Annotated in this window: 24 protein-coding genes and 1 pseudogene; 11 read left to right on the top strand and 14 right to left on the bottom strand. The window is 37.7% G+C overall.

Features of this window, described 5'->3' with window-relative positions; all coding sequences use genetic code 11:
- Window positions 1–10: 10 nt before the first annotated feature.
- Entirely contained in the window at window positions 11–319 is a 309-nt protein-coding gene (gene grxC / locus WJM97_RS11440; protein ID WP_353928934.1) for a glutaredoxin 3, read from the bottom strand.
- Window positions 320–587: 268 nt separating this feature from the next.
- On the opposite strand from grxC, the gene glpX reads away from it, so the two are divergent.
- Together glpX and WJM97_RS11430 are read left to right on the top strand one after the other, a co-directional pair.
- A complete protein-coding gene (gene glpX / locus WJM97_RS11435; RefSeq protein WP_353928933.1) occupies window positions 588–1625 on the top strand; it encodes a class II fructose-bisphosphatase in 1038 nt (345 codons plus the stop codon).
- A 144-nt stretch (window positions 1626–1769) separates the two neighbouring features.
- The gene (locus WJM97_RS11430; RefSeq protein WP_353928932.1) at window positions 1770–3056 is read left to right on the top strand and encodes a glutamyl-tRNA reductase; all 1287 of its coding nucleotides are present in this window, start codon (window positions 1770–1772) and stop codon (window positions 3054–3056) included.
- A gap of 69 nt (window positions 3057–3125) precedes the next feature.
- Here the strand turns inward: WJM97_RS11430 and WJM97_RS11425 are convergent, their stop codons facing one another.
- Entirely contained in the window at window positions 3126–3458 is a 333-nt protein-coding gene (locus WJM97_RS11425) for a metalloregulator ArsR/SmtB family transcription factor (RefSeq protein WP_353928931.1), read from the bottom strand.
- A gap of 85 nt (window positions 3459–3543) precedes the next feature.
- On the opposite strand from WJM97_RS11425, the gene WJM97_RS11420 reads away from it, so the two are divergent.
- The 3 genes from WJM97_RS11420 to WJM97_RS11410 all read left to right on the top strand — a co-directional run bounded on the left by WJM97_RS11420 (window position 3544) and on the right by WJM97_RS11410 (window position 5856).
- A complete protein-coding gene (locus WJM97_RS11420; RefSeq protein WP_353928930.1) occupies window positions 3544–4239 on the top strand; it encodes an MBL fold metallo-hydrolase in 696 nt (231 codons plus the stop codon).
- Window positions 4240–4348: 109 nt separating this feature from the next.
- Complete coding sequence (locus WJM97_RS11415) at window positions 4349–4882, top strand: rhodanese-like domain-containing protein (protein WP_353928929.1); 534 nt, start codon at window positions 4349–4351, stop codon at window positions 4880–4882.
- A 113-nt stretch (window positions 4883–4995) separates the two neighbouring features.
- Window positions 4996–5856, top strand: coding sequence for a sulfite exporter TauE/SafE family protein (locus tag WJM97_RS11410; RefSeq protein ID WP_353928928.1), 861 nt, complete (start codon window positions 4996–4998; stop codon window positions 5854–5856).
- Between the two features lie 119 nt (window positions 5857–5975).
- Here WJM97_RS11410 and hemB read toward each other — a convergent pair whose 3' ends face one another.
- Together hemB and WJM97_RS11400 are read right to left on the bottom strand one after the other, a co-directional pair.
- Complete coding sequence (gene hemB, locus WJM97_RS11405; RefSeq protein ID WP_353928927.1) at window positions 5976–6953, bottom strand: porphobilinogen synthase; 978 nt, start codon at window positions 6951–6953, stop codon at window positions 5976–5978.
- A gap of 304 nt (window positions 6954–7257) precedes the next feature.
- A complete protein-coding gene (locus WJM97_RS11400; RefSeq protein WP_353928926.1) occupies window positions 7258–7617 on the bottom strand; it encodes a DUF4870 domain-containing protein in 360 nt (119 codons plus the stop codon).
- 554 nt (window positions 7618–8171) lie between these two features.
- Between WJM97_RS11400 and WJM97_RS11395 the strand changes: the two genes are divergently transcribed.
- Both WJM97_RS11395 and WJM97_RS11390 read left to right on the top strand, forming a co-directional pair.
- A complete protein-coding gene (locus tag WJM97_RS11395; protein WP_353928925.1) occupies window positions 8172–8459 on the top strand; it encodes a type II toxin-antitoxin system HigB family toxin in 288 nt (95 codons plus the stop codon).
- A gap of 127 nt (window positions 8460–8586) precedes the next feature.
- The gene (locus WJM97_RS11390; protein ID WP_353928924.1) at window positions 8587–8988 is read left to right on the top strand and encodes a transcriptional regulator; all 402 of its coding nucleotides are present in this window, start codon (window positions 8587–8589) and stop codon (window positions 8986–8988) included.
- 59 nt (window positions 8989–9047) lie between these two features.
- Here WJM97_RS11390 and serS read toward each other — a convergent pair whose 3' ends face one another.
- Window positions 9048–10328 (bottom strand): serine--tRNA ligase, encoded by a 1281-nt coding sequence (gene serS / locus WJM97_RS11385; protein ID WP_353928923.1) that lies wholly within the window; start codon window positions 10326–10328, stop codon window positions 9048–9050.
- A gap of 322 nt (window positions 10329–10650) precedes the next feature.
- Here serS and WJM97_RS11380 point away from each other — a divergent pair, with 322 nt between their 5' ends.
- A complete protein-coding gene (locus tag WJM97_RS11380) occupies window positions 10651–11232 on the top strand; it encodes a Uma2 family endonuclease (RefSeq protein WP_353933153.1) in 582 nt (193 codons plus the stop codon).
- 22 nt (window positions 11233–11254) lie between these two features.
- Here WJM97_RS11380 and WJM97_RS11375 read toward each other — a convergent pair whose 3' ends face one another.
- A complete protein-coding gene (locus tag WJM97_RS11375; RefSeq protein WP_353928922.1) occupies window positions 11255–11824 on the bottom strand; it encodes a DUF3611 family protein in 570 nt (189 codons plus the stop codon).
- Window positions 11825–11979: 155 nt separating this feature from the next.
- Between WJM97_RS11375 and WJM97_RS11370 the strand changes: the two genes are divergently transcribed.
- On the top strand, window positions 11980–12510 hold the full coding sequence (locus WJM97_RS11370; RefSeq protein ID WP_353928921.1) for a cofactor assembly of complex C subunit B: 531 nt from the start codon (window positions 11980–11982) through the stop codon (window positions 12508–12510).
- 459 nt (window positions 12511–12969) lie between these two features.
- On the opposite strand, the gene WJM97_RS11365 is transcribed toward WJM97_RS11370, so the two are convergent.
- A complete protein-coding gene (locus WJM97_RS11365) occupies window positions 12970–13290 on the bottom strand; it encodes a DUF3155 domain-containing protein (RefSeq protein ID WP_353928920.1) in 321 nt (106 codons plus the stop codon).
- A gap of 429 nt (window positions 13291–13719) precedes the next feature.
- Between WJM97_RS11365 and WJM97_RS11360 the strand changes: the two genes are divergently transcribed.
- Both WJM97_RS11360 and WJM97_RS11355 read left to right on the top strand, forming a co-directional pair.
- On the top strand, window positions 13720–15081 hold the full coding sequence (locus WJM97_RS11360; RefSeq protein WP_353928919.1) for an ATP-binding protein: 1362 nt from the start codon (window positions 13720–13722) through the stop codon (window positions 15079–15081).
- Window positions 15082–15412: 331 nt separating this feature from the next.
- Window positions 15413–16048 (top strand): annotated as a pseudogene (locus WJM97_RS11355) (histidine phosphatase family protein).
- 96 nt (window positions 16049–16144) lie between these two features.
- Here WJM97_RS11355 and WJM97_RS11350 read toward each other — a convergent pair.
- The 7 genes from WJM97_RS11350 to WJM97_RS11320 all read right to left on the bottom strand — a co-directional run bounded on the left by WJM97_RS11350 (window position 16145) and on the right by WJM97_RS11320 (window position 24442).
- Window positions 16145–17386, bottom strand: a complete 1242-nt coding sequence (locus WJM97_RS11350) for an S-layer homology domain-containing protein (protein ID WP_353928918.1) — start codon at window positions 17384–17386, stop codon at window positions 16145–16147.
- Window positions 17387–17749: 363 nt separating this feature from the next.
- Complete coding sequence (locus WJM97_RS11345; RefSeq protein ID WP_353928917.1) at window positions 17750–18433, bottom strand: conjugal transfer protein TrbI; 684 nt, start codon at window positions 18431–18433, stop codon at window positions 17750–17752.
- A 479-nt stretch (window positions 18434–18912) separates the two neighbouring features.
- Window positions 18913–20493, bottom strand: coding sequence for an iron uptake porin (locus tag WJM97_RS11340; RefSeq protein WP_353928916.1), 1581 nt, complete (start codon window positions 20491–20493; stop codon window positions 18913–18915).
- 142 nt (window positions 20494–20635) lie between these two features.
- Window positions 20636–21226 (bottom strand): Crp/Fnr family transcriptional regulator, encoded by a 591-nt coding sequence (locus tag WJM97_RS11335; RefSeq protein ID WP_353928915.1) that lies wholly within the window; start codon window positions 21224–21226, stop codon window positions 20636–20638.
- Window positions 21227–21573: 347 nt separating this feature from the next.
- A complete protein-coding gene (gene phoU / locus WJM97_RS11330; RefSeq protein ID WP_353928914.1) occupies window positions 21574–22251 on the bottom strand; it encodes a phosphate signaling complex protein PhoU in 678 nt (225 codons plus the stop codon).
- Between the two features lie 32 nt (window positions 22252–22283).
- Complete coding sequence (locus tag WJM97_RS11325) at window positions 22284–23636, bottom strand: PAS domain-containing sensor histidine kinase (RefSeq protein ID WP_353928913.1); 1353 nt, start codon at window positions 23634–23636, stop codon at window positions 22284–22286.
- Window positions 23637–23689: 53 nt separating this feature from the next.
- Window positions 23690–24442, bottom strand: a complete 753-nt coding sequence (locus tag WJM97_RS11320; protein WP_353928912.1) for a response regulator transcription factor — start codon at window positions 24440–24442, stop codon at window positions 23690–23692.
- Window positions 24443–24467: the final 25 nt, after the last annotated feature.

The raw sequence follows: 24467 nt of genomic DNA, 5'->3' as shown, positions 1-24467 counted from the left end.
TTCTACCTGCTTACTCCTGAACTAACAACGAATCTAGTTGAGCTTTTGTATCCAAAGCATACAAGTCATCACAACCGCCAATGTGTTGATTGTTGATAAAAATTTGAGGCACACTACGACGACCATTAGCGCGTTCTGCCATAGTTGCCCTGGCAGCTTCGTCACCGTCAATTTTATACTCGTTGAATTTTACACCCTTCCACCATAAAAGCATCTTGGCGCGGATGCAATAGGGACAAGTTTGCCAAGTGTATATCTCCACATTAGCCTTGATACGTTCTGGATGACGACCTAAAAGGGGGTTAAGGAAGTTAAACATAAGTTATTGGTGATGTAGGTTTGACAAACAATTCTCATTCATATCTATTCTAGTATTTGTTTCGTTTTTATTCAGTGGCTGGGTTTTAGCCTGCCGACATTACATTAAGCAAAAATAGATAGACATTTTCTGTCATTTTGACCACTTCAGATCATAGACGGCAGTAAAACTTAACTTTTTTCTATATGTATCCGTACTTTGGTAGACTGAAAGACTGAAATGGCCAGATAAAAACGTCGCTAAGATCAGCAATTAAGAGGGTAGTCCTGTGGAAAATACACTTGGTTTAGAAATTATTGAGGTAGTAGAGCAAGCAGCGATCGCCTCTGCAAAATGGATGGGTAAAGGCGAAAAAAACATTGCTGACCAAGTAGCAGTGGAAGCTATGCGCGAACGGATGAACAAAATCCATATGCGCGGTCGCATCGTCATTGGTGAGGGTGAACGGGATGACGCTCCCATGCTCTACATCGGTGAAGAAGTAGGCATCTGTGCTAATCCTGAAGGAAAACTACAATGTAGTCCCGATGAATTAATCGAAATTGACATCGCTGTTGACCCCTGCGAAGGTACAAACCTGGTAGCTTACGGACAACCCGGTTCAATGGCTGTTTTGGCAATTTCTGAAAAAGGTGGTCTATTTGCTGCTCCTGACTTCTACATGAAGAAGTTAGCAGCACCTCCAGCAGCTAAAGGTAAGGTTGATATCAACAAATCAGCTACAGAAAACCTCAAGATTCTGTCTGAGTGTTTAGATCGCTCTATTGAAGAGCTTGTAATTGTTGTCATGAAACGGGAACGCCACAACGATTTAATCAAAGAAATTCGTGAAGCTGGTGCAAGAGTACAATTGATTTCTGATGGTGACGTAGGTGCGGCTGTATCTTGTGGTTTTGCTGGTACTAACATTCATGCACTCATGGGTATTGGTGCTGCACCTGAAGGTGTAATTTCCGCAGCAGCTATGCGAGCTTTTGGTGGTCACTTCCAAGGTCAGTTAATTTACGATCCAGCAATCGTGAAAACAGGTTTGATCGGTGAGAGCAAAGAAGCCAATATTGACCGTCTGAAATCCATGAATATCACTGATCCTGATAAGGTTTATGATGCTCATGAATTGGCATCTGGTGAAACTGTTCTCTTTGCAGCTTGTGGTATTACCAGTGGTAATTTGATGCAAGGTGTACGCTTCTTCCATGGTGGTGCTAGAACTCAAAGCTTGGTTATTTCTACTCAGTCTAAGACTGCTCGCTTTGTAGATACCATTCACATGAATGAACAACCCAAAGTTGTGCAATTGCACTAATCTTTGGTGATTGGGGATTGGTGACTGGTGACTGGTGACTGGGGAAAAGGTGATTGCAACACATTTTTTCTTTTACCAATTACCCATTACCAATTACCCATTACCCATCAGCAAATTACCAATTTAAGAAATTAAGAAATAAAGATGAATATTGCAGTGGTGGGGTTAAGCCATAAAACAGCCCCTGTAGAAGTAAGAGAAAAATTAAGTATCCCTGAACCTCAAACCGAAGGTGCGATCGCTCATCTCCTTGGCTATCCTCACATTGATGAGGTTGCTATCCTCAGCACCTGTAACCGGTTAGAAATCTATATTGTTAGTAATGACATAACTCAAGGTATTCAAGAAATTACCCAATTCCTGGCAGAACATAGCAAGTTGCCTATCACGGTTTTACGTCAACACTTATTTATGTTGATGCACACTGACTCAATTATGCACATTATGCGGGTTGCTGCTGGTCTGGATAGTCTGGTTCTGGGTGAAGGTCAAATTTTGGCTCAGGTGAAAAATACTCACAAACTGGGACAACAATTTAATGGTATAAAAACAATTTTAAATCGCTTATTTAAACAGGCATTAACCGCAGGTAAAAGAGTAAGAACAGAAACAAGTATAGGTACTGGTGCTGTTTCTATTAGTTCCGCTGCTGTGGAATTAGCACAGATCAAAGTAGAAAATTTAGCTCCCTATCGTGTGGCTATTATCGGTGCAGGGAAAATGTCCCGGTTACTTGTACAACACCTGATTTCTAAAGGTGCAACTCAAATTAGCATTGTTAACCGTTCCCTTCCCCGTGCAGAAGAATTAGCTAAACAGTTCTCTGATGTACCTATTCAGATCCATCTTGTACCAGATATGATGTCTGTGGTCTCTCATAGTGATTTAGTATTTACTAGCACTTCTTCTACTGAACCAATTTTAGACCGAGCGAAGTTAGAAATGGCTTTAGATCCCCAGCATTCGTTAATGTTATTTGATATTTCTGTACCCAGAAATGTAGATGCAGATGTCAATGATTTAGCAAATGTCCAAGCCTTTAATGTAGATGATTTAAAGGCTGTTGTGGCCCAAAATTACGAAAGTCGCCGCAAAATGGCTCAAGAAGCTGAAAAAATCCTCGATGAAGAGGTAGATGCTTTTGATATCTGGTGGCGCAGTTTGGAGACTGTTTCTACTATTAGTTCTTTAAGAAATAAGGTGGAAAGTATCCGCGAACAAGAACTACAAAAAGCTCTATCCCGTTTAGGTTCAGAGTTCGGAGAAAAACACCAAGAAGTAATTGAGGCTCTCACTAGGGGAATTGTCAATAAAATTTTACATGATCCAATGGTACAATTACGGGCGCAACAGGATGTAGAAGCTAGACGTAATTGTATGCAAACTCTGCAAATGTTATTTAATTTAGAAGCAGAAGAACAGTTTAGTTAATTAAAGGGAACAGGGAACAGGGAACAGGAAACGGTAAAAACTGTCACCTGTCACCTGTCACCTGTCACCTCATAATTTTAATTGTCCTAACTGCTTTGTTTGTTCTTCTAATCTCACTTGCAAGCGATCGCACACTAAATCACACAATTGAAATAATATCGGATCGACAATTTCATAAATAACACTGACTCCTTCTGGTGTTCTTTTGACGATACCCGCTTGAGTCAAAATCTTTAAATGTTTTGATACGTTAGCTTGTCCTAGTCCAGTCTCCGCTATAATCTGGGTTACGTTCTTTGCACCAGTTTTTAAGCAACACAACACCTGCAACCGACTAACTTCAGAAAGCACTTTAAAATATTCTGCAACTTGATTAATAGCGCCTGGTAATACTTCTTTCATAAAAATACCAAAAATATTTGACCTTTTTATTGACTATTCTACTATATACTAATATAGTGAGAAAATAAGAAATCAAGGGAAAGATATGTTGTTCAGACAACTTTTTGATCAAGAATCTAGTACATATACTTACTTAATCGCTGATGTTCAGACAAAAGCAGCAGTGTTAGTAGATCCCGTACTGGAGAAGACAGAAAGAGATATACAACTAATTCAAGAATTAGGTTTGACACTACGTTACTGCTTAGAAACCCATATTCATGCAGATCATATCACAGGTACAGGTAAATTGCGTCAACTAACTGGGTGTTTAGGGATTGTACCGGAAAATGCACCAGCCAGTTGTGCAGATCAGCAGATGAGAGATGGGGAAATTGTGCAACTAGACTCGATTGCAATTAAAGCGATCGCTACTCCTGGACATACAGATAGTCATTTAGCATATTTAATTAATAAAGAAAGATTATTAACTGGAGATTCTTTATTAATTCGTGGTTGTGGAAGAACTGATTTCCAAGGTGGAAATCCAGGAACTTTGTTTGATGTAGTTACACAAAAGTTATTTTCTCTCCCTGATGAAACTTTAGTTTATCCAGGACATGATTATCAAGGTTTTACAGTTTCTACTATTGGGGAAGAAAGGAAATATAATCCTCGATTTTCAGGACATAATCGGGAGGGTTTTATTCAATTAATGAATGGGTTAAATTTACTAAATCCCCAAAAAATGATGGCAGCAGTGCCAGCAAATGAACGTTGTGGAAATGCTGTTCTAGTCTAATTTCATGTTTTCTGGAATATGTCACGCAGAGGCGCAGAGAGCGCAGAAAAAGAGAAGTTATAGAAGATTTTGGGTTAATTTCACAATAAGTTAAAGGAGATTTTAGTAAATGACTACATCAGCAGAAAAACAATTGCAATTCTTAAATGCAGCAACAGTTAAAGAATTACATGAACAAGGTAAGGTGCAATTAATAGATGTGCGAGAAATTTCAGAATATACAGGTGAACATATTCCTGGTTCTCAAGTTTTACCACTTTCTAATTTTCAACTAGAACAGGTTTCTTTAATTGATAGTAAACAGATTGTTCTTTATTGTCATGCGGGAAATAGATCAAATCAAGCAGCACAAAAATTAATTCAATCTGGGTTTACAGAGTTTAGTCAGTTGCAGGGAGGAATTACAGCTTGGAAACAGTCAGGATATCCCACTAAAGTTAATAAAAATGCTCCTATTAGTTTGATGAGACAGGTACAAATAGTTGCAGGTTTTCTGGTGTTTACGGGAACTGTTTTAGGTGCTTTTGTCTCTCCTTGGTTTTTGATTTTAAGTGGTTTTGTTGGTGCTGGTTTAGTTTTTGCAGGGGTAACTAATACCTGTGCAATGGCTATGTTATTAGCTAAATTACCTTATAACAAATAAGCTATTTTGTTTAAGCTGTTTTGTTGGGTTGTGCTATTGCTTAACCCAACCTACACATTTAATTTTGAATTTTGACCTTTGAATTTTGACTTTTGAATTCGGAGTAAAGCGACGTGTGGATATTAGGACATATATTAGCAGTTGGAATTGGTATTAGTTTGGGTTTAATTGGTGGTGGTGGTTCGGTTTTAGCATTACCAATTTTAGTTTATGTGATGGGAGTACCTACTAAGTCTGCTATTGCTATGACTTTGGTAATTGTCGGAACTGTGAGTTTAATTGGTTTAATCCCTCATTGGAAAAAGGGTAATATTAATTTTAAAAAGGCAATAATTTTTGGTTCTGCAACGATGATGGGCGCTTTTTTTGGTGCAAAAGTTGCAGGTTTACCATTGATTACTGCTAATATACAAATGCTGCTATTTGCAATTATGATGTTGTTAGCAGCGATTTTAATGATTAAACGGAGTTTTAAACAAACTGCGAACGCATCTTCAGAAAATAACCCAGAAAATCCCAATTCAGAAGTCTATCAACCACCTGTTTGTAAATATTGTTGGTTGTGGTTATTATCTGAAGGTTTTGGGGTAGGAATATTAACGGGTTTGGTAGGAGTTGGTGGTGGTTTTGCTATTGTTCCCGCTTTGGTTATTTTGGGTAAAACACCGATGAAAGAAGCAATTGGAACTTCTTTATTAATTCTAGTTGTTAATGCTTTAGCGGGATTTTTAGGATATTTAGGACAAGTTAATTTAGATTGGCAATTAGTAGGAAGTTTTATTCTAGCTGCTAGTTTAGGTAGTTTTTTAGGTAGTTATTTATCTCAGTTTATTGATGGTAAAAAATTACAAAAGTATTTTGGTTATTTTTTAATAGCTGTAGCAACTTTTGTATTGTTTCAAAATTATGGTAGTTTTCAAAAACAGAAATCAGCAGTCAGTATACAAGGTGAAAGGGTACAAGTAACAAGGTAGAAATTTAAATTAAATATGCGTTTTTAATACCCTTGTAAAGACGTTCCACGGAACGTCTCTACATTCATTTTTGGAGATGTCTAATACACTGCGGCGTAAGAGAAGCTGCATCTAATCTACTACAACCACCGAGCCGCATCTTTAGCGTGATAAGTTAAAATCAAATCAGCACCAGCCCTTTTAAAGCCTGTCAAAGTTTCCATCACCACACGCTCCTCATCTATCCAACCGTTTGCAGCGGCAGCTTTTACCATAGAATACTCACCAGAAACATTATAAGCGGCCACAGGTAAATTACTAGCTTGTTTCACCTGCCAAATAATATCCATATATGCCAAAGCTGGTTTTACCATTAGCATATCAGCACCTTCGGCAATATCCAACTCAATTTCCTTGATTGCTTCACGGGAATTACCAGGGTCCATTTGGTAAGTGCGTCTATCACCAAATTGTGGTGTAGAGTCCGCTGCATCCCGGAAGGGTCCATAATAGGCAGAAGCATATTTTGCCGCATAGGACATGATAGGAATGTCTTGAAAACCAGCTTCATCCAAACCTGCACGAATAGCCTGAACAAAACCATCCATCATTCCTGAAGGTGCTATGATGTCTGCGCCAGCTTGTGCTTGAGCAACAGCGGTTTTTTTCAATAATTCCAAAGTTGGATCATTTAAAACTCTACCAGTTAAATCACCAGTTTGTAAATAACCACAATGTCCATGACTTGTATATTCACATAAACAAGTGTCATTGATAACAATTAAATTAGGAACAGCTTTTTTAACTGCTGCTGTTGCTTTTTGAACAATACCACAATCATGCCAAGCACCGGTCGCATCTATGTCTTTATTTTCAGGAATTCCAAATAAGATAATTGCCGGAATTCCTAAGTCATAAACTTCTTTTGCTTCTTCAACAATTTTATCTATGGAAAGTTGATAAACCCCGGCCATAGATTTTACTTCATTAGCAATTCTTTCACCGGGAACAGCAAACAAAGGATAAATTAAATCATTGGTTGTTAAAACGGTTTCACGTACCATGCGACGTAGTTGGGGATGGGTACGTAAACGACGGGGACGATGGGTGGGAAACATAGATTTTTATTTTTTATCAAGAAAAAATGCAATGGACATCAAAGAAAGCGTCACAAAAGCTAGGTTCTACTTTGTAACCTTGGGACAAACTAGAAACAGTGCTTAACTGTCTTTGCCCTGCTGTTGATGAAGCTGTGGGGCAATTTTGTATTTTACAACCTATTGGACGCTTTACTGGAATGAATGCGAGAAAATAATATTAAATTAAATCTGGGGGATGATTCAGAAGTCAGAATAACTGCTTCAGTTCTTAATTTTGTCTTCTGAAATATTTGATGATTTTACTATCCGGTAAAAATGATTACTAAAAAACTCGAAAAATGAATGGATAGCGAAAGGGTGTATCAGGATTATCAAAAACTTTGACAATGGCAAAAATGGTTAATCCCCAATGGATTAAATATCCTAATCCTGCTAATGGTAATAATATCACTAATGGTAATACTAACCAACCCAAGAGAAAGAATAATGCTCCTAAAATTGCACCATAAAACCAAACGTTAAAATGAAAGTTGATGGATTCTTTAGCATTATCTTTGACTACAGGATCATCGGATATTACTAATAAAGCGATTGGTAAACCTACTGATACAAAGGTGGTGCTGAAAAATATTGCTCCATGAGATAATGCTGATAAGAGTCTGCGTTTATCACTGTCGTACATTATTACCTCCTTGTTGGTTCTATTTTTATTATACTCGGTTACGGGATGACAATTACTCAATGTTTGTCTGCATCAGGATGTCCAGGATTTGAGGATGTACAGGATGGTTTTTAATATTCATCTACATTTTCAGAAATAGCATTTTGTCAGAATCAGGATGTCCAGGATTTGAAGATGTACAGGATGTTTTTTTAAAATTCATCTACATCCTTAGAAATTACGATAATTTCAATTTTCCAGAATATCAATATCAAATATTATCCTGTTAATCCTTTAATCCTGGTTATCCTGATTCAGACAGTTAAATTTTAATAAAAAACGGTGCATTATATTTCATTAATGCACCTTACGATATGAGCGATATGTTTGCAGCAACGCAACGCTTACGCACTGCTAAATTCAACACTTTGCCTAATTTGAAATAAATTTCTAAAAATTCCTGTACAGAGGCTTGACATTTGGTTCTCTTTATGAGAACATAGGGCTACACGAAGACAAAAGTAAAGGACAGGTAAATATGTTTCAAGAAATAACATTTAAGAAAAAAATAAATTATGAAAATTATTGGTATTGAAAACCTAACTGCATTTAGTAAAATTCATCCAGATTCTGAAATTAGTCTTAATGTTTGGCTCCAGACTGCCCAAAAAGAAGAATGGAAACACATTATAGATGTAAGAGAAGTCTATCCCCACGCAGATTTTGTACAAGGCTACACAGTCTTTAATATAGGAGGAAATAAGTTTCGGTTAATTACTAAAATTACCTATAAAGTCAAGACTATTAAGATTGAAGATGTATTAACTCATAGTGAATATAATGAAGATAAGTGGAAAAAATGATGACTAATTAGGAGACTTCGCTTCTCAATAGTCTAATTACACTACTGAGAAGCTAATAAATATCTAGGACATAGCTTTACTATACTATGTCCCCAGTGAAAACATTCTACCCCAAAGGGGGTTGTATATGACAACTACACTAAACAAGGAAGAATACATTAAGCTACTTTCTGAAACTGTGCCACGTATAATTGACACAGAAATAGAGCATAAGCGTCTACTAAATGAAGTAGATAAGCTTATGGATTTAGGGGAAAATTTGACAGACGAACAAGCTGAAGTTTTACAGTTGCTAGTAACACTAATTGAGCAATATGAAAATAAAGTCTATCAAATGAAAGCTGTAACTCCCCTAGATATATTACATGAGTTAATGTCAGTAAGACAACTCAAACAAAAGGATATCGTTGAAATTTTTGGCTCAAAAGGTATTACTTCAGAAGTAATAAATGGTAAGAGAAGTATTAGCAAAAATCAAGCCAAAGCATTGGGAGATTTTTTTCATGTATCATATGCTTTGTTTTTGTAAGTAAATGGGGAAATAGCTTAGTTAAGACTTTAACCCCAAATCCAAAAATCTCTACTAAACTACAAAACCTCCCTACCCAAATAAACCTGCAAAACCTCCGGTACTTTAATCGTCCCATCAGCTTGCTGATAATTCTCCAAAATAGCTGCCATCGTCCTTCCCACAGCTAAACCAGAACCATTTAAAGTATGTACAAACTGCGTCCCTTTCTTACCAGCTTCCTTAAATCTAATATCCGCTCTTCTTGCTTGAAAATCAACACAATTAGAACAACTAGAAATCTCTCGATACTTCCCAGAAGATGGCAACCAAACCTCTAAATCATAGGTCTTTGTTGCCCCAAAACCTAAATCAGCAGTACATAAATTAATCACCCGATAAGGCAATTTTAAACCCTGTAAAATTGACTCTGCACTTCCTACTAACTTCTCTAATTCCTCAAAAGAATCTTCCGGTTTTACTAACTTCACCAACTCAACTTTATTGAATTGATGCAACCGAATTAAACCCCGCATATCTCGTCCATAACTTCCCGCTTCTCGCCGAAAACAAGGAGTATAAGCACAGTGATAAATGGGTAATTCTTCCGCGTTGATAATTTCCCCCCGATAAAAATTTGTCACCGGAACTTCCGCAGTGGGAATTAACCACAATTCATCATCTGCACATTTAAAACTTTCCTCTGCAAACTTGGGTAATTGTCCAGTTCCCGTTAAAGAATCAGTATTTACTAATATTGGTGGACTAACTTCAATATACCCATTTTCAATATGTTTAGAAAGCATAAATTGAATTAACGCTCTTTCTAAAGCAGCACCCGCACCTATCAAACTCACAAACCGACTTTGGGCAATTTTTACCGCTCTTTCAAAATTCAAAATACCCATCTTTTCCCCAATTTCCCAATGAGGTAAAATATTGGAATTTTCGGGTTTATATTCATCTCCCCATTTTCTCACTTCGGGATTATCATCTTCACTTGCACCTATAGGTGTAGTATCACTAGGAAGGTTAGGAAGTGCTAAAAGTAAATCTTGAATTTGCGCTTTTAATTCTTTTTCCTGGGGTTCTAATTCGCTTAATGTGGTTTTGAGGGTGTTTCCTTCTTCTTTTAAAGCGAGAATTTCTTCACTTTGCGGACTAACACCAGATTTGATTTTTTGTCCTACCAGTTTACCAATTTCATTACTACGAGCTTGTAATTGACTACGTTTTAATTCTAATTCCCGCTGTTTTTGACTCAAATCTAATATAGGTTGAATGTCATATTTACCACTGCGACTGTTCAACTTTTCTTGTACGAGTTGGGGATTTTCTCTAATTTGTTTAATATCCAGCATTTTTGGTTGTCGTTAATTTTGTCAATTGTACTTGATGGAGGTGATTAAGCTTTAGATTTTAGCAATGCTAAACCATTTCTTGCATCATCAATCATATCTATTATTAACACCAGTTTTATACAATAACCATACAAAATCATCAAATTAATCGAAATCCCTTTTTCATCTGCGTTCTACCCTCAATATAAAATGTAGGTTGGGTTGAGGAACGAAACCCAACAATTATAAGATATTGATAAGATTTTGTTGGGTTGCGCTATCGCTTAACCCAACCTACAAAATATGATAAACTATATTTAAAACCAGGAGGTTTTCAGCAATGATGACATCTGAACCAGTAATTTTAAATATCAAAAATGTTGGTTTAAGTGATGAACAATTTTTTCACCTCTGTCAAACTAACGAAGATTGGAAACTGGAAGAAACAGCTACAGGAGAATTAATTATTATGCCTCCAGTGGGTGCAATTAGTGGTAATAGAGAATCCGAATTTAATGCTGATGTTGCAATTTGGAATCGTAAAACTAAGCTAGGAAAAGTCTTTAGTTCTTCCACTATTTTCACTTTACCTAATGGTGGTAAACGTTCTCCTGATGTTGCTTGGATAGCTAATGAACGTTGGGAATCTTTAAGCATTGAAGAACAAGAAAAATTCCCTAAAATTTGTCCTGATTTTGTTATAGAATTACGCTCTCGTACTGATTCTTTAACTCAATTACAGGAAAAAATGCAGGAATATCTGAATAGTGGTTTAAGGTTAGGTTGGTTAATTGATCCACAAAATCAACAAGTAGAAATTTATCGTCAAAATCAATCTGTAGAAATAATATTATTACCAACAAATTTATTTGGAGAAGATGTTTTACCTGGATTTATTTTAGAATTACCTGTTTTCAATAATTAACAATAGCAATTCTATTAATCACCTATTTTGTAATGCGATTGAGCAAAAACAGTGAAACTACAAGCCCTGCAAAATGCGCTGAGATTGTATTGGTATTAGCCTGAACTACTAGCATATCTAATCCGCTGATAATCCGAGTAGGGTCAAACAATTGAGTAGTTACGGCTTGTGGAGATATTGACCTGGCTACCAGTGTACCTACTATCGCTTGCGCTCCCAAAAGTGTCACCAGTATTCCTGCTAAATTTATCCATAGTCCCATTCTTAATATTTGCACTGTTTCCAGCTTCCGGGGACGATTGCTAGGGTTAGAGGAATCTAATTGTTTGCCAATTCTGGTGTAACGATAGGCTAAGTAAATACCGACACCTAAAACAACTATGCCACAAATGGCTAAAAATACACCGAATCCCGTGCCTGGGTTGTTGTTGGGACTACCTGATCTTTGACTAAATATGGCAAATAATAAGACAATTATCCCGGAAATTACACCTAGTACAAGTTGAATCCAAAAACTAATCCAACCAGCTAGACGAAACTTTTGGGCGATCGCTCGAATATTAGAGGATGGGGTTTCGGAGTTTTGTGTCATTAGATTAAAAATTAAAGATATAGATAATTGTTAATGGGTAATGGTGAAAAATACAATTGATTACCAAGTCACCAGTCACCAGTCACCTGTTCCCTTAACTTCCAGAATAATTGATAATGAATAAGTTAGATCAAGTCAAACTGTAATAATTAATTATGGATACTGCTATTGTGCCGTCTACTTTCCTACTCACTTTATTGTTATCAGTAGGACTATTTTTCTTTATTCGCGCTTCTACTAAAGACCGCATCGAAAAAGCTCAGTTGGTTTCTGAACAAGATGAGACTACCTTGATGACTCAACTCAAGGATTATTTTCGCTCCCGTGCCTATCGTGTGACATCTATAGATCAAGATAAAAATATAGTTACTTTTGAAGGTCTTGTCAGACCTAGCTGGTTTTTAGCTATCTTTTTGACTTTTTTAGCTGCTGTTGGTTTTGCTTGTTTGTCTTTGGTTTTAGCTCAGGTATTTGATAGTCAAAGTCCACTTTTTCTATCTTTGGTACTGCTGTCACCATTAAGTGGTATATTTTATTGGCGCAAATCTGGAAGACTTGAGCAAGTGTCACTCAAAATGGAATCTGTCCAAAATGAGCAGCACTCCTCAAGTATAATTACTGTTGTTGCCCATAGAGATGAACTTGCTGAGTTACAAAGGGCATTACAGTTAAAGATGTTGGATTAAACCTTGGCGGCCATTCCAAGGTGAATAGAATTACATCCTGATGCTTTAAGCTAATTACTTCTGACTGACTTTTGAGGAAACAGAGCAGTAGGGAGGAGGCAAAACAAATCCTTATTTTGACAGTTTTGCTGACTATTTTCTGGAGTCGTCAACATAATCTAAATCCTTTGATAGATAATATTGATGATTTCCGATAAGTATAGTTACAGCAATAACTGTATTCATGTGCTTGATTTTGTTGCTACTCCCTGCTGTATGAGCAGAATAGATATCTTGCTCTTGTGGCTTTTTCCTGACCAAGAATTGATACTCTAATTTGGGTAAGCATGACTGGCATTTCAGTTCAAAACTAAAAAAAAATTGAATTTTTGGATAAACTGATCAATTTTGCCAGTTAATTAATGTCAGAGTCAGAAGTAATGAGTAGGATTCAATGCGTGAGAAACCATTGTCTAGATGCTAACGACTAGCTACAGCCACTAATTCTTGTCCAGCAACAGGAGTTTCCAACACTCTCAAGCTGGGGAATAAGAAGTGATTTTCTTCTACGTATTGAGCGCCAAACAGACCTTTTTCCGCCCAGAAATAACGGTCTGTGGTGTGTTCGTTCCGTTTTACAAGTAGCAATGCAGGTGGCAAGATACCTTCAGCTTGAATGAATTTTCTCGCTGCTGTCACAGGTTTATCTTCGCCGCTTTCGATGCTATATTGAGGCACGTGTTCCAGGATGCGTCGCCCTTCCTGACGACGACGACTTTTCCGTTTACGTCTCCTTGCCAACCTATTGTCCTCCTCTTTCAAGCTATCAGATTGTAGTTATAGCTACAAAACCCGTCGTAATTATATACGTTATATTTTAAAAAATCAATGGTTTTTAATGTTTTGATACAACTACAGTTTTCCTTTGGAAGTTGAGAAAAATTTTTATAGCTAAGTGGTGATAAAAGTAGATTAAAAATAACTAAGTATTTGGTTGTGAAAAACGGTGGTGATGAAAAGGTAAGCAAGAAGAGGTGGTGAGAAATGTTGCTTTTTTTCCACACTTTTGCTTGTTTGTGCCTTAGTTTTTCTGAGAGTAAAATTATAGTTAATTATCCATAATCAAGTAATAATGAGAGAATATAGTTAAACTAAAAAGGCGATCGCCAAAAACACAGCAAGTTTTCTATTTGTCCCTGCTAAGTCATAATTTTGAGCAAGAGCTAAACAATGTTAATGTCTGCCAGTTCTGATTTCATTGCTCTGTGTCGAGAGCAAATATCCCTACTAACCCAAGGACTGGGAGCGTCTTTGAGTATTGTGTACTTAACACAAGAATTAGGAGAAACGTCCACAGGCCAAGCACAACTAATTCCTGTGGTTGTCTACCCAGAAACAGCAGCATTACAGCAGGGAGAAAAACTTACGCAGGCTAAAGCAGTTCAACAAATAGAACTAGAATCTAATCACCTTTTGTCATTACCAGCACAGCCGGGAAAATTATTGACTGCTGCCTCAAAATCTTTCACTTCACCTTCAGAGTCTAGAAATACAGATCAAGCAGCTACCCCCAATTCAGAAAATGAATATGTTGTCAGTGCTAATCAAATAGTTTTACCTCTAATTTATGAAGGGGTAATGATGGGTTTATTGGTAACGGGAAGAGAAGATAGACCTTGGAATGAAAGTGAAGAGAGTCAAATTCAGCGCATAGCTAAAACCCTGGCCATCGCCTCTATTTTAGATCAACGTCAGGTATGGTTAGAGCAACAGTTACATCAACAGCAAATTCTCCAAGAACAACAACGAGATTTATTAGATAATCTTTTACATCAGTTCCGTAATCCTTTAACAGCTATTCGTACCTTTGGTAAACTACTTTTAAAAAGATTACTGACCACAGATCCTAATCGGGAAGTAGCCATCAGCATAGTTAGAGAAAGCGATCGCCTCAATGAATTACTACAACAATTTGATCAAGTCATCGCCTTAACTAATGCAGATTTAGAACCCATACCCCTAACAGCATCCAATGTAGTAGAAGCATCTTTGCAAACAGCAACCAAAGCACCTTTATTATTACCAGGAACTGGGGAAGAAGTCACAAATTGCCATTTAAAAGATTTATTAGCACCATTATTAATATCTGCTCAAGCTATTGCCCAAGAAAGAAATTTAGAATTAATTGCCGATATTCCAGCAGATTTACCCTTAGTAAAAGCTAATATTAAAGCCATCCAAGAAGTTTTAAATAACATCATTGATAATGCTTTGAAATATACTCCCACTGGTGGTAAAATTTTTATTCAAACTGGATATCAAAAAGCGAACTTCCAAGGCATAGCCATTAGCGATACAGGCCCTGGTATACCGCCAGAAGATTTAGAACATTTAGGAGAAAGGCATTACCGGGGTGTACAAGCACAAACAGAAATTCCCGGTACAGGATTAGGAATTGCGATCGCCAAACAACTGATCGCACAAATGCAGGGAGAAATTGAAGTTTTCAGCCCTGCATTTAATTCCAATCTTACTTCCCTAAAACAACCAGGAACTACAGTCATGATTTGGTTAAAAATTGGTAATGGGTAATCGGTAACAATCTTTATTCACCCCCTCACCTCCTGAATTCTGTTGTATTTTGTCCTCTGGTTACATACTTAGGGCTTGCTGAATAAATCTCAAAACATTACAGGTAAACGATTTTAGCGATTTTGACTTTCAAAAAATGCAAGCTTTGATGAGGTGAGAACTGAAAAACCTTGCATTTAATTCCTGCTTCAAGGAAAAATAGTTCCCATCCAACTCTTGAAACTGTCACCTGTCTCCACGACAAGACTTTATCAGCAAACCCTACTTAATTGTGAAATTGATGGTACTCTGTTTTTGCACAAACGCCTTTATCACTATCACAATACAATCTATGACACTCAACTTATATTTACTACGACATGGTGAAACCACCTTTAGTCAAAACGGTAATTTCTGTGGTAAAACTGATGCAGATTTAACACCAGCAGGACTGCAAATGACAGAGAGTTTTGCTGCGGTTTATGTTAGTCCTATGAAACGCACCATTGCCACTGCCAAGCCATTTTGTGATGTTGTTGGTGTCGAGATGCAGGTACGGGAAGGACTCAGAGAAGGTAGTTACGGTGAATGGTAAACCAAGAGTAAATCCTTTGTGCAAGAGAATTACACAGAAAACTATATGAAATGGTTGTCAGAACCAGCTTGGAATGCACCACTAGGTGGAGAAACGGCGGTAGAAATTGCTAACCGCTCTATGCCTGTAATTACTGAAATTATAGATAAACACTCTGAAGGTAATGTTTTAGTAGTTTCTCATAAAGCCACAATTCGGATTATGCTTTGTAGTTTACTAGGAATTGATTTGGGATGCTATCGCTATCGGGTAAATATTTTGGTGGCATCAGTCAGTATGGTTAAATTTGACGTTAATGATCCTTTGTTAGAAATATTAGGCGAACTGCTTGCAGCAGCGCTTCGCTATCGCTACCACATACCCGATCATATTCGTTCTCGTCCAGGAACTTAGAGATATAGAGAGGGGGAGAGGGGGAGATGGGGGAGAATATTAACTTCTGCCTTCTGCCTTCTGCCTCCTGAACTCCTGACTCCTTTCCTTGATATTCTATTGCAAAGAAACTAACAGATTTTGATTAATAGTCATTTCTAAATCTGTGTTAGGTTCAATCGCAATTAAATCTACACTACTCTTACCAAAGAAAAGACCAATTAAAGCCCCAATACCAGCACCACCAAGAACTTCCTCAGTGGCAATAGCGCGATCGCCTGTCACCGCAGATATAGCCGCAGCCGCACTTGCACCCAACACAGTATTCTTAATAATTGAACCTGTGCTACTTCCTTTTCTCACAGTTTCCACCTTAGTAATCACACCAGAAGAAGCACTCAAATTATATTCTTGGCCATTAGTCAAAACTAACTTTTGTGCCATAAACTGAGAACCACCTTGAGCCGGTCTGAGTTCACCAATTACCTGACTACCAGCAGGAATTACCACAGTACCATCTTGGGTAATTACATTTTGGGAAGTTGTCAAAGTTAAAGGTGCAGTTTCCTCCTTTGTCACCAGAATTTTCTGTGCTTGTTCATACTTCACCGGAATTACAGTTCCTTGAGGAATAGTTACAGTAGTAATTGGTGGTGGAGTAGTTTGCAATGCAACGATATAGGGTGAATTAATAGCCGCCACTTGATTAGTGCTAACCAACGCTTGATAAATAAACGCCGCTACCTGCGCTCTAGTAGCAGTCACAGTAGGATTGAGAAACTTAACATTAGGATAATTAACTACAATTGCCCTCTCAGTAGCCGCAGCGATAGGAGTCCGTGCATAGCCAGAAATATTAAAAGAGTCATTGTAATATTGCAAAGTGGTTTCAGTATTGCTCATCGGAGCATATTCCAAGCCATTAGCCAAAGAAACTAAAACCTGCTCACGGGGGATATTTTGATTAGGTCTAAAAACATTCCCAGGATATCCCGACAAGAAACCGATAGAATAGGCTTGTCTAATTGCACCATAAGCCCAATAACTACTAGCTACATCATTAAAATTAACAGGCTGACGTTGTGCAGACTTACTAAAAGCCTTATTAATCATCGCCGCAAATTGGGCGCGTGTCACCGGTTCTTCAGGACGAAATGTACCATCAGGAAACCCAGCAATTACACCCCGTTGAGATAATTGTTGAATAAATTGTGATGCCCAATAATTAGATGAAACATCAGAAAAATTGGTTTGTGCCAAAGATGGCGCAGGTGTCATTAAAGGTGCTATACTACCAGCAGAGACAGTTAAAGCCATCAATAAAGCTGTCTTAGATTGTAAACGATTTAAAGTAAACATTGATTTTACTCCTGTAAAAATTATTTGTTTTTCTAGTTAACTCTTCTGTTATCTACATAGACAATTTTGACATCAAACAGTTCCTGTTTTTACTACCTTTTGTAAATAGTTTTATAGTCAGCATTCATCAGTCAGCAGTTAGTAGTCGGGAAAAAGCAGAAAAACTAATATACATACCCGTTTGATTAAATAGGTAAGGGTAAAGCAATGCTAAACCCTTACAAATCTAGATTTTTTGTAATCTTGCGAAAATCAATTTCCCCACCGTGTTTAGTAGCAAAAAAATATATTCCCAACTTCTTGCAGAAATCGGGAATATGAAAAATAAAATAAAAACTCTCAAACCTATCACCCACCCTAAATCTAGTAACGAGACAGTACCAAATTTGACTGTAAAGTGATGTCTAAATCTTCTTCTGGACGCAAAACGAAGACATCAGCTTGTTTTTTTCTTAACAGCACACTTGCTAAAGCACCGGCAGCAGCACCACCAATGGGTTCTAAGGTTTCAATTTTCTTGTTACCTGTTAACAGTGAAATTACTGTAGCAGCACCCGCACCTATTGCCGCATCAGTTAATATCCGTCCAGTATCAGTACCTTGAGAAATTCTTTCGGTTTCAGAAATGGTACGAGAGTTAGCAAAAATTTGTTGTCTTCTACCAGAAGTAAAGACTAATTCTCTAGCTACAAAACGTACACCTTGTTTATTGTCGTTGTTGTAATAACCATTATCTACATTAACTGGTTGCAATTCACCAATAATTTCAGTTCCGCGAGGAATTAAAACATTTCTGTTGTTGTCTATGATGTCGTTAGCTATTCTTAATGTCAGAGGCGTAGTTTCCCCTGGTTGCACAATTACCTTTTCCTTTTCGTAGGTGACAGGTAAGGTAACATTGGCTGGAATTGTTACAGAACGAGATTGATTAAGATTAAATTGTGCTTGAGCAGGAGCAAAGGTAAATAAAGGTGTAACTGTAGCTGTAGTAATGGCCATTGCCATCAATGCAGCAGTGCTAGATTTCCAACGTATAATACTATTCATTATGAAATTTCCAATGATTGTGATAGATATGATGACGTGGACTAAGCAGGATAGTTTCTCTCAGTTATCAGGTTTAGCATTGCTAAACCCTTAGATGAACCTCTACCAATAATCTGTATTTTTGAGGATTACCCAAATGAGTGAAACATCTGTTCAAGTTCCTATCAATACTATTGTTCCTATGCTGACTGCAATTAGCGATACCTCCAGTAAGCTGCGCTAACACCAATGGGAGAAATTCAAAACTCTAGAAACTAATTTTGTGACTCAGTATGGTGTAGAGGTATGGGAAGAAGTATTTAACTTTCGTCTCAAACCAGCTTTAGATAAAGATTTTGACAAATGTAACAAGGGAATTAAATCAGTAAAAACCGTGGGTTAGTTTAACCGATAATTTTTCCCAAACAAAAACCCGCCCAAAGGCGGGTTAAAAGTTAGAGGTTAAATAAAATACCTATTCAACAAATTCATCATTCAAATTAGAACTTGAAGGTAGTACGCAGAGTACCAACGTAAATAGTATCGTTGCTGTTATCATGTTCTGGATTGAAGATTACCAACAAACCAGGAGTGATCATGATGTTGTCGGTTAGTCTCATTTTGTACAGACCTTCTAAGTGGTAAGAAGTGTCAGAATCTTCTGTTGCAGTACCATTAGCACCTGTAACTTTAGGTGGTTGACCAAAAATCAGACCCAATGTATTACCTTCTCTACCCAAGTCTCTTACCGCTAAAGTAGCAGCCCAGTAGAACAAGTCTGCATCTGAGTCACTGACTTCACTTTGAGCGTTAGTGTAACCAGCCCAACCACCAACAGCTATTCTAGAGCTAGGTTGGAAAGAAGCTTGTACACCGTAGTTGTCAGATGTGGTAGCAACGTTACCAAACGGTCTACGAGCATTGAGACCACCTGTGCTGTTGGTAAGGTCTACAAAGCCACCGCGCTCATAACTACGAGCATAGGTGAAACCAATATTGAAAGCTTTGCTGGGTTTGAATTCTAACTGACCAAAAATGGTACTGCTACCATCAAAAATCCCGTTCTTCTGATCAGGATCATTGGGGTTATCAGGTGCTAAATAAGCTGCACTTAATGTAAATGCACCTTTAGGATTCAATTGTACAGTTACACCAGCGCCACCATTACCTTGACGATAGATGGGGCTGAAACGTCCGTAACGAGAGATAGCACCTGTACCACTACTCTTGAAATCAGGGTTAAAGGAGTTGATGTTTTCGTACATTTCCGCACCAGCAGCATCAACCTTGACACGGATTTTTTCACCAAAGTTAAAGGCGTAGTTGATTTTATCAAATTCAATGTTGTTGCCAGTTTCTTCAGCAAAGCCCAACCGGGTCATTCTTGTACCAGTAACGTCGTTGTTTTGGATGAAGTTACCAGCACTCATTCGCATCTGCAAAGTGTCTGAACCTGTGAAGCTACTTTCTAAGCTTAAACGTACACGGTCAGAAAAGGTTGTGTTTGATTCTAAATCACCACCACCAGCAACCTGATCACCAAATACTTGATCAAGCGAGAAAATAGCTTCCCCTTTCAACTTGGTAGTGGTGGAAAACTGATTAGCTTCTAACTCAGCGGTACGAGCTTCTAAAGCATCTACACGACCACGAAGAGTAGCTAATTCAGCAGAAAATTCTTCTTGTAAACGCTGTAAGGTAGCTAAATCTTGCTTACTTACCATGTCAGCGGTTGCTGTAGCGATTAATTCGTTAACACGGTCTAAACAAGCATTCAAACCAGCAGCAAATTCATAACGGGTTAAGGCACGATTACCACGGTATGTACCGTTGGGATAACCTGCAATACAACCGTAACGTTCAACTAAGGACTGTAATGCTTGAAACGCCCAGTCTGTGGGTTGTACGTCGGAAAACTGAGAAACAGATGTTACTTGGCCTATATTATCTGTCTGTTGGGATAACTGAGCAACGCTGGTTACTGATTCTTGAACTTCGTTAGCTAAAGCACTGTTAGCAGACAGTAAAGTTGCTGCAATTACAGGACTAACTTTCAGAACATTCCAAAATTGTTTTGTCATGCTTTTTCTCTCACACACACTTAATAAATCCATGTTTATGATAAACTTCCTTCCCTGGAAGGGGAATTTACACATAAAATTCTTAGTAATCAATATACATTATTTATCCCTGATTGCACAAGTCCCATATTAATTTTCAGTATTAAATTTTAGTTAACTTAGTCGGTAAATTTAGGACAATACTACGTTTATGGCGTAATATTTTTCCTTCAGATTCAAATCTTTGTAGTAATCTTGTCACTGTGACTCTCGTTGTGTTCAATACTTCTGAGATATCTTGATGCGTGATATTTAAATCTACCAATTTACCATGTTCTATATCACGCCCAAATTTCTCACTTAACCACAGTAAAAAATGCCACAATTTTAATGAAGTTGGTTTTTGATGCAAAATGCTTAAAAGTTCTTCCCCTTGTTGGATGTGAGATAACAGTGCCTTGATATCTTCATGCCAAAGATCGGGAGGTATAATTCTTGCCTCAACGCTTGTCAAACATTGGATTTGATAGGGTTGTACTTTTGACAAAGCGTAGCCAACTACATCTCCTACACCCCAATAACCTAGTGTGGTAAATGTTCCTTCTTCGTTCCAAGTTAAGGTGCGAACTATACCCCGATCAATTCGCCATAATACATCATTTCTTACGGGAATTACTGACCTAGCGGTGAACAATTGTTGAGCCAATTGTTTGTTGTCAGTAGGTTTGAGCGTCTGAATTGTAGAAAAGGTCATATTTGCTTAGATAGGAAGGTAATTTTGATGGTTATTCAAATTATTCAAATTATTCAAAATTAATATTTGAAGTCTATCTATTAGAAATATTAATGATTTTTTATGATGATGGAAATTTAAGGAATTTTGTGCATTATAATACTGAAAGTTTAAGGTTAGGTAAGCTTTTAGTGAAATATATGTTATTTAGGAAATAGGTAAGACAGAACAATAACTAACCAATGCCTAATGATTAAGTAAGTTGGTGCAAAAAAAACAAGGTATGTTACAAAATGTAAAAATGCCTAAAAACCTCTTCCCTACTGCCTTCTGCCTTGCCCTAACGATCAATATTCGTGCCTACCTACTTAACGTTGACCTGTAACAATGTATGCTACTCTCTGACCAATATTAGTAGCGTGATCTGCCATTCTTTCTAAACATCGAATAGCTAGTGTTAACAGCAAAATTGGCTCGATGATGCCGGGAACGTCCCGCTGATATGCTAAGATTTGATATAACTTATCATAAGCATGATCTACAACATCATCTAAAAATTTAATACGTCGTCCATTAATTTCATCTAAATCTGCTAAAGCTACTAAGCTGGTTGCTAACATTGCTTGGGCATGGAGAGACATGACCGCAATTTCTGTTAGGCAAGGATGAGGTGGATAAGGAAATATTTTAATGGCAATTTTAGCTAAATCTTTGGCATAGTCGCCAATTCTTTCTAAATCTCTTACTAATTGCATAAAAGCACTCAAACATCGTAAGTCCTGAGTAGTAGCGGCTTGAGATATCATAATAGATGTGCAATCAGATTCTATCTGTCTATAGAAGCGGTCAATTTTCTTGTCTAGTCGAGGGAGTTCTTCAGCGGCAGTTAAATCACGTTCAAACAATGCCTGGTGACTAAGCCGAAAAGATTGTTCTACTAAAGCTCCCATCCGCAGTACATCACGTTCTAAACTTCTAATAGCGCGTTCTGATTCTAGGTTTCCGGGATCGGGATCAGAGTTGGGATAATAAAAAACAGCTTTCACGCGATTAATCTCAAAATTTTATTTATATACTTTTAACTATAGTCCTGGCTAGGTAACTTTGACATTACTTCGGGAATGTGAATTTGTATCCAAGCACCTCCAATTTCGGGGTGATTCATGGCTTTAATTGCACCACCGTGGGCTGAAATTATTTGTCTGACAATGGCTAAACCTAAGCCACTACCGTTAATTGATGTTGTCATTTTGCTTTCATGCACAGATTTATGTTGTCTGGCTTTATCTCCCCGGTAAAAGCGTTCAAAAATGTGGGGTAAATCTGAATCAGCAAAGCCATTACCTGAGTCTATGATATTAATTTCTAATAGTTGTGATTGAATATCTTTAGGAATAAATTCGCCAGCAGAAATTAGGTTTATTTGAATGTGAATACTTGTATCAGGCAAGCTATATTTAATACAGTTATCTAATAAATTCATAAATACCTGGTGCATCCGAGATTTATCTGCGCGAATACAGGCATTTTCTAGACCAGAATAGGAGATTTTGATATTTTGATATTTTGCTAATGGTTCTAGTGTTTCCCAAACAGATGTGATTAGCGATCGCACTTCCACTGTTTCTAGATGTAATAACATAGTGGAGTTGGTTTCCATCTGGGTTAGTTCTAACCAGCTTTGAACCAAATTAATTAACCTATCTACTTCCTGCATTAGGCGGTTAACCCAACCATCCAAAGGAGGAGATAAACGGTTTTGCAAGGTTTCTGCTACCAGACGAATGGAAGTGAGAGGAGTTCTCAATTCGTGAGCTAAATCAGAAAAAGATCGATCTCGCTGTTGGTTAATATCCAGCAACGGTTGACGGTTTTCCAGAAAAACGCCGACTTGTCCTCCTGGTAAGGGAAAACTGGAAGCCGCTACAGCTAATGACTTTAACTCTAACATGACTTGTCCATGATCACGGGAAGGGTGAAAAACCCATTCTCTGACTTGGGACTTTTGCCAGTCACGAGTCTGTTCAATTAACTGATCAAGTTCATAGGACCTGACTAACTCTAACAATAAGCGTACTTGCCCTGGTTGCCACCTTTGTAAGTGCAAAATTTCCTTGGCTTGGTTATTACACCATAATAACTGATTTTCTTCATCTACTTGTAAGTACCCTAGGGGTGCAGAGTCAAGTAGTTGCTTGTATACTTCTAAAGACAAGTATAAATCTTGCTGATTTTGCTTTGCTGTTGACATTTCCTGGAATAAGCGATCGCTCAAAGTCCTTGAAAAAGGAAGCAACGGCAAGGATACTTTATTAGTATGGGAGCTTAAAGGTTTAATGATTTGCTCCAAGTAATCGTTTAGTTGAACTTGCTGCCATAACCAAAAACCAAAGCCAACAGCCAAACCCAGCAAAAATCCCAATAAAAACATTTTAGTCGTTAGTTGCTATGTAATTACTCAAAGCTAACAACTATCTCCAACAATTAACCAAATCTATAGCCAAAACCTCTCACAGTCACAATATATTCTGGATGACTGGGATCTTGTTCTAACTTTTCTCGTAGCCAGCGGATATGCACATCTACAGTTTTGCTGTCACCAACAAAATCTGGACCCCAAACTTGATCTAGTAGTTGTTCTCGTGACCAGACACGACGAGTATAACTCATAAATAATTCCAATAAACGGAATTCTTTCGGTGATAAATTTACCTCTTGTTCTCTCACTAATACCCGACATTCCTGGGGGTTTAAACTAATATCTTTGTATTTAAGTACGGGTACCAAAGGCATATTACTGAGGCGCTGACGACGTAGCAAAGCACGACATCTAGCCACCATTTCCCGCATACTAAAAGGTTTAGTCAAGTAGTCGTCTGCTCCCACTTCTAAACCCAAAACTCGGTCGGTTTCACTGGCTTTAGCACTCAGAATCAGTATGGGTACTGAGTTTCCTTGATGACGGATGAGACGGCATATATCTAATCCGTTGATTTGCGGTAGCATCAAGTCTAAAACTACTAAATCAAAAGCGGGTTCACCTAGTTCTGTCTCATAATTTTTAAGATGTTCTAAGGCATATCTTCCATCAGTAGCAGTAATTACCTCATAACCTTCTTCTGCTAAAGCCACAACTAGCATTTCTCGGATGAGTTCTTCATCTTCCACTACTAGGATGCGGCTGGATTTGCCAATATCTGCTTTTGCAGAATATTTAGTTAGTTCAGTGGTATACATTGATAACACGGGGTTTAGATACTGT

It is taken from the genome of Okeanomitos corallinicola TIOX110 (genome assembly GCF_038050375.1).
In the GTDB taxonomy this organism is placed as follows: domain Bacteria; phylum Cyanobacteriota; class Cyanobacteriia; order Cyanobacteriales; family Nostocaceae; genus Okeanomitos; species Okeanomitos corallinicola.
Note: the sequence above shows the minus strand (reverse complement) of the source record. Positions and strands in the feature narration are given on the sequence as shown.

Coding starts and splice junctions, on each gene's coding strand:
- grxC (WP_353928934.1), bottom strand. CDS start 319: ATGTTTAACTTCCTTAACCCCCTTTTAGGTCGTCATCCAGAACGTATC.
- WJM97_RS11430 (WP_353928932.1), top strand. CDS start 1,770: ATGAATATTGCAGTGGTGGGGTTAAGCCATAAAACAGCCCCTGTAGAA.
- WJM97_RS11425 (WP_353928931.1), bottom strand. CDS start 3,458: ATGAAAGAAGTATTACCAGGCGCTATTAATCAAGTTGCAGAATATTTT.
- WJM97_RS11420 (WP_353928930.1), top strand. CDS start 3,544: ATGTTGTTCAGACAACTTTTTGATCAAGAATCTAGTACATATACTTAC.
- WJM97_RS11415 (WP_353928929.1), top strand. CDS start 4,349: ATGACTACATCAGCAGAAAAACAATTGCAATTCTTAAATGCAGCAACA.
- hemB (WP_353928927.1), bottom strand. CDS start 6,953: ATGTTTCCCACCCATCGTCCCCGTCGTTTACGTACCCATCCCCAACTA.
- WJM97_RS11400 (WP_353928926.1), bottom strand. CDS start 7,617: ATGTACGACAGTGATAAACGCAGACTCTTATCAGCATTATCTCATGGA.
- WJM97_RS11395 (WP_353928925.1), top strand. CDS start 8,172: ATGAAAATTATTGGTATTGAAAACCTAACTGCATTTAGTAAAATTCAT.
- WJM97_RS11390 (WP_353928924.1), top strand. CDS start 8,587: ATGACAACTACACTAAACAAGGAAGAATACATTAAGCTACTTTCTGAA.
- serS (WP_353928923.1), bottom strand. CDS start 10,328: ATGCTGGATATTAAACAAATTAGAGAAAATCCCCAACTCGTACAAGAA.
- WJM97_RS11380 (WP_353933153.1), top strand. CDS start 10,651: ATGACATCTGAACCAGTAATTTTAAATATCAAAAATGTTGGTTTAAGT.
- WJM97_RS11375 (WP_353928922.1), bottom strand. CDS start 11,824: ATGACACAAAACTCCGAAACCCCATCCTCTAATATTCGAGCGATCGCC.
- WJM97_RS11370 (WP_353928921.1), top strand. CDS start 11,980: ATGGATACTGCTATTGTGCCGTCTACTTTCCTACTCACTTTATTGTTA.
- WJM97_RS11360 (WP_353928919.1), top strand. CDS start 13,720: ATGTTAATGTCTGCCAGTTCTGATTTCATTGCTCTGTGTCGAGAGCAA.
- WJM97_RS11350 (WP_353928918.1), bottom strand. CDS start 17,386: ATGTTTACTTTAAATCGTTTACAATCTAAGACAGCTTTATTGATGGCT.
- WJM97_RS11345 (WP_353928917.1), bottom strand. CDS start 18,433: ATGAATAGTATTATACGTTGGAAATCTAGCACTGCTGCATTGATGGCA.
- WJM97_RS11340 (WP_353928916.1), bottom strand. CDS start 20,493: ATGACAAAACAATTTTGGAATGTTCTGAAAGTTAGTCCTGTAATTGCA.
- WJM97_RS11335 (WP_353928915.1), bottom strand. CDS start 21,226: ATGACCTTTTCTACAATTCAGACGCTCAAACCTACTGACAACAAACAA.
- WJM97_RS11325 (WP_353928913.1), bottom strand. CDS start 23,636: ATGTTTTTATTGGGATTTTTGCTGGGTTTGGCTGTTGGCTTTGGTTTT.
- WJM97_RS11320 (WP_353928912.1), bottom strand. CDS start 24,442: ATGTATACCACTGAACTAACTAAATATTCTGCAAAAGCAGATATTGGC.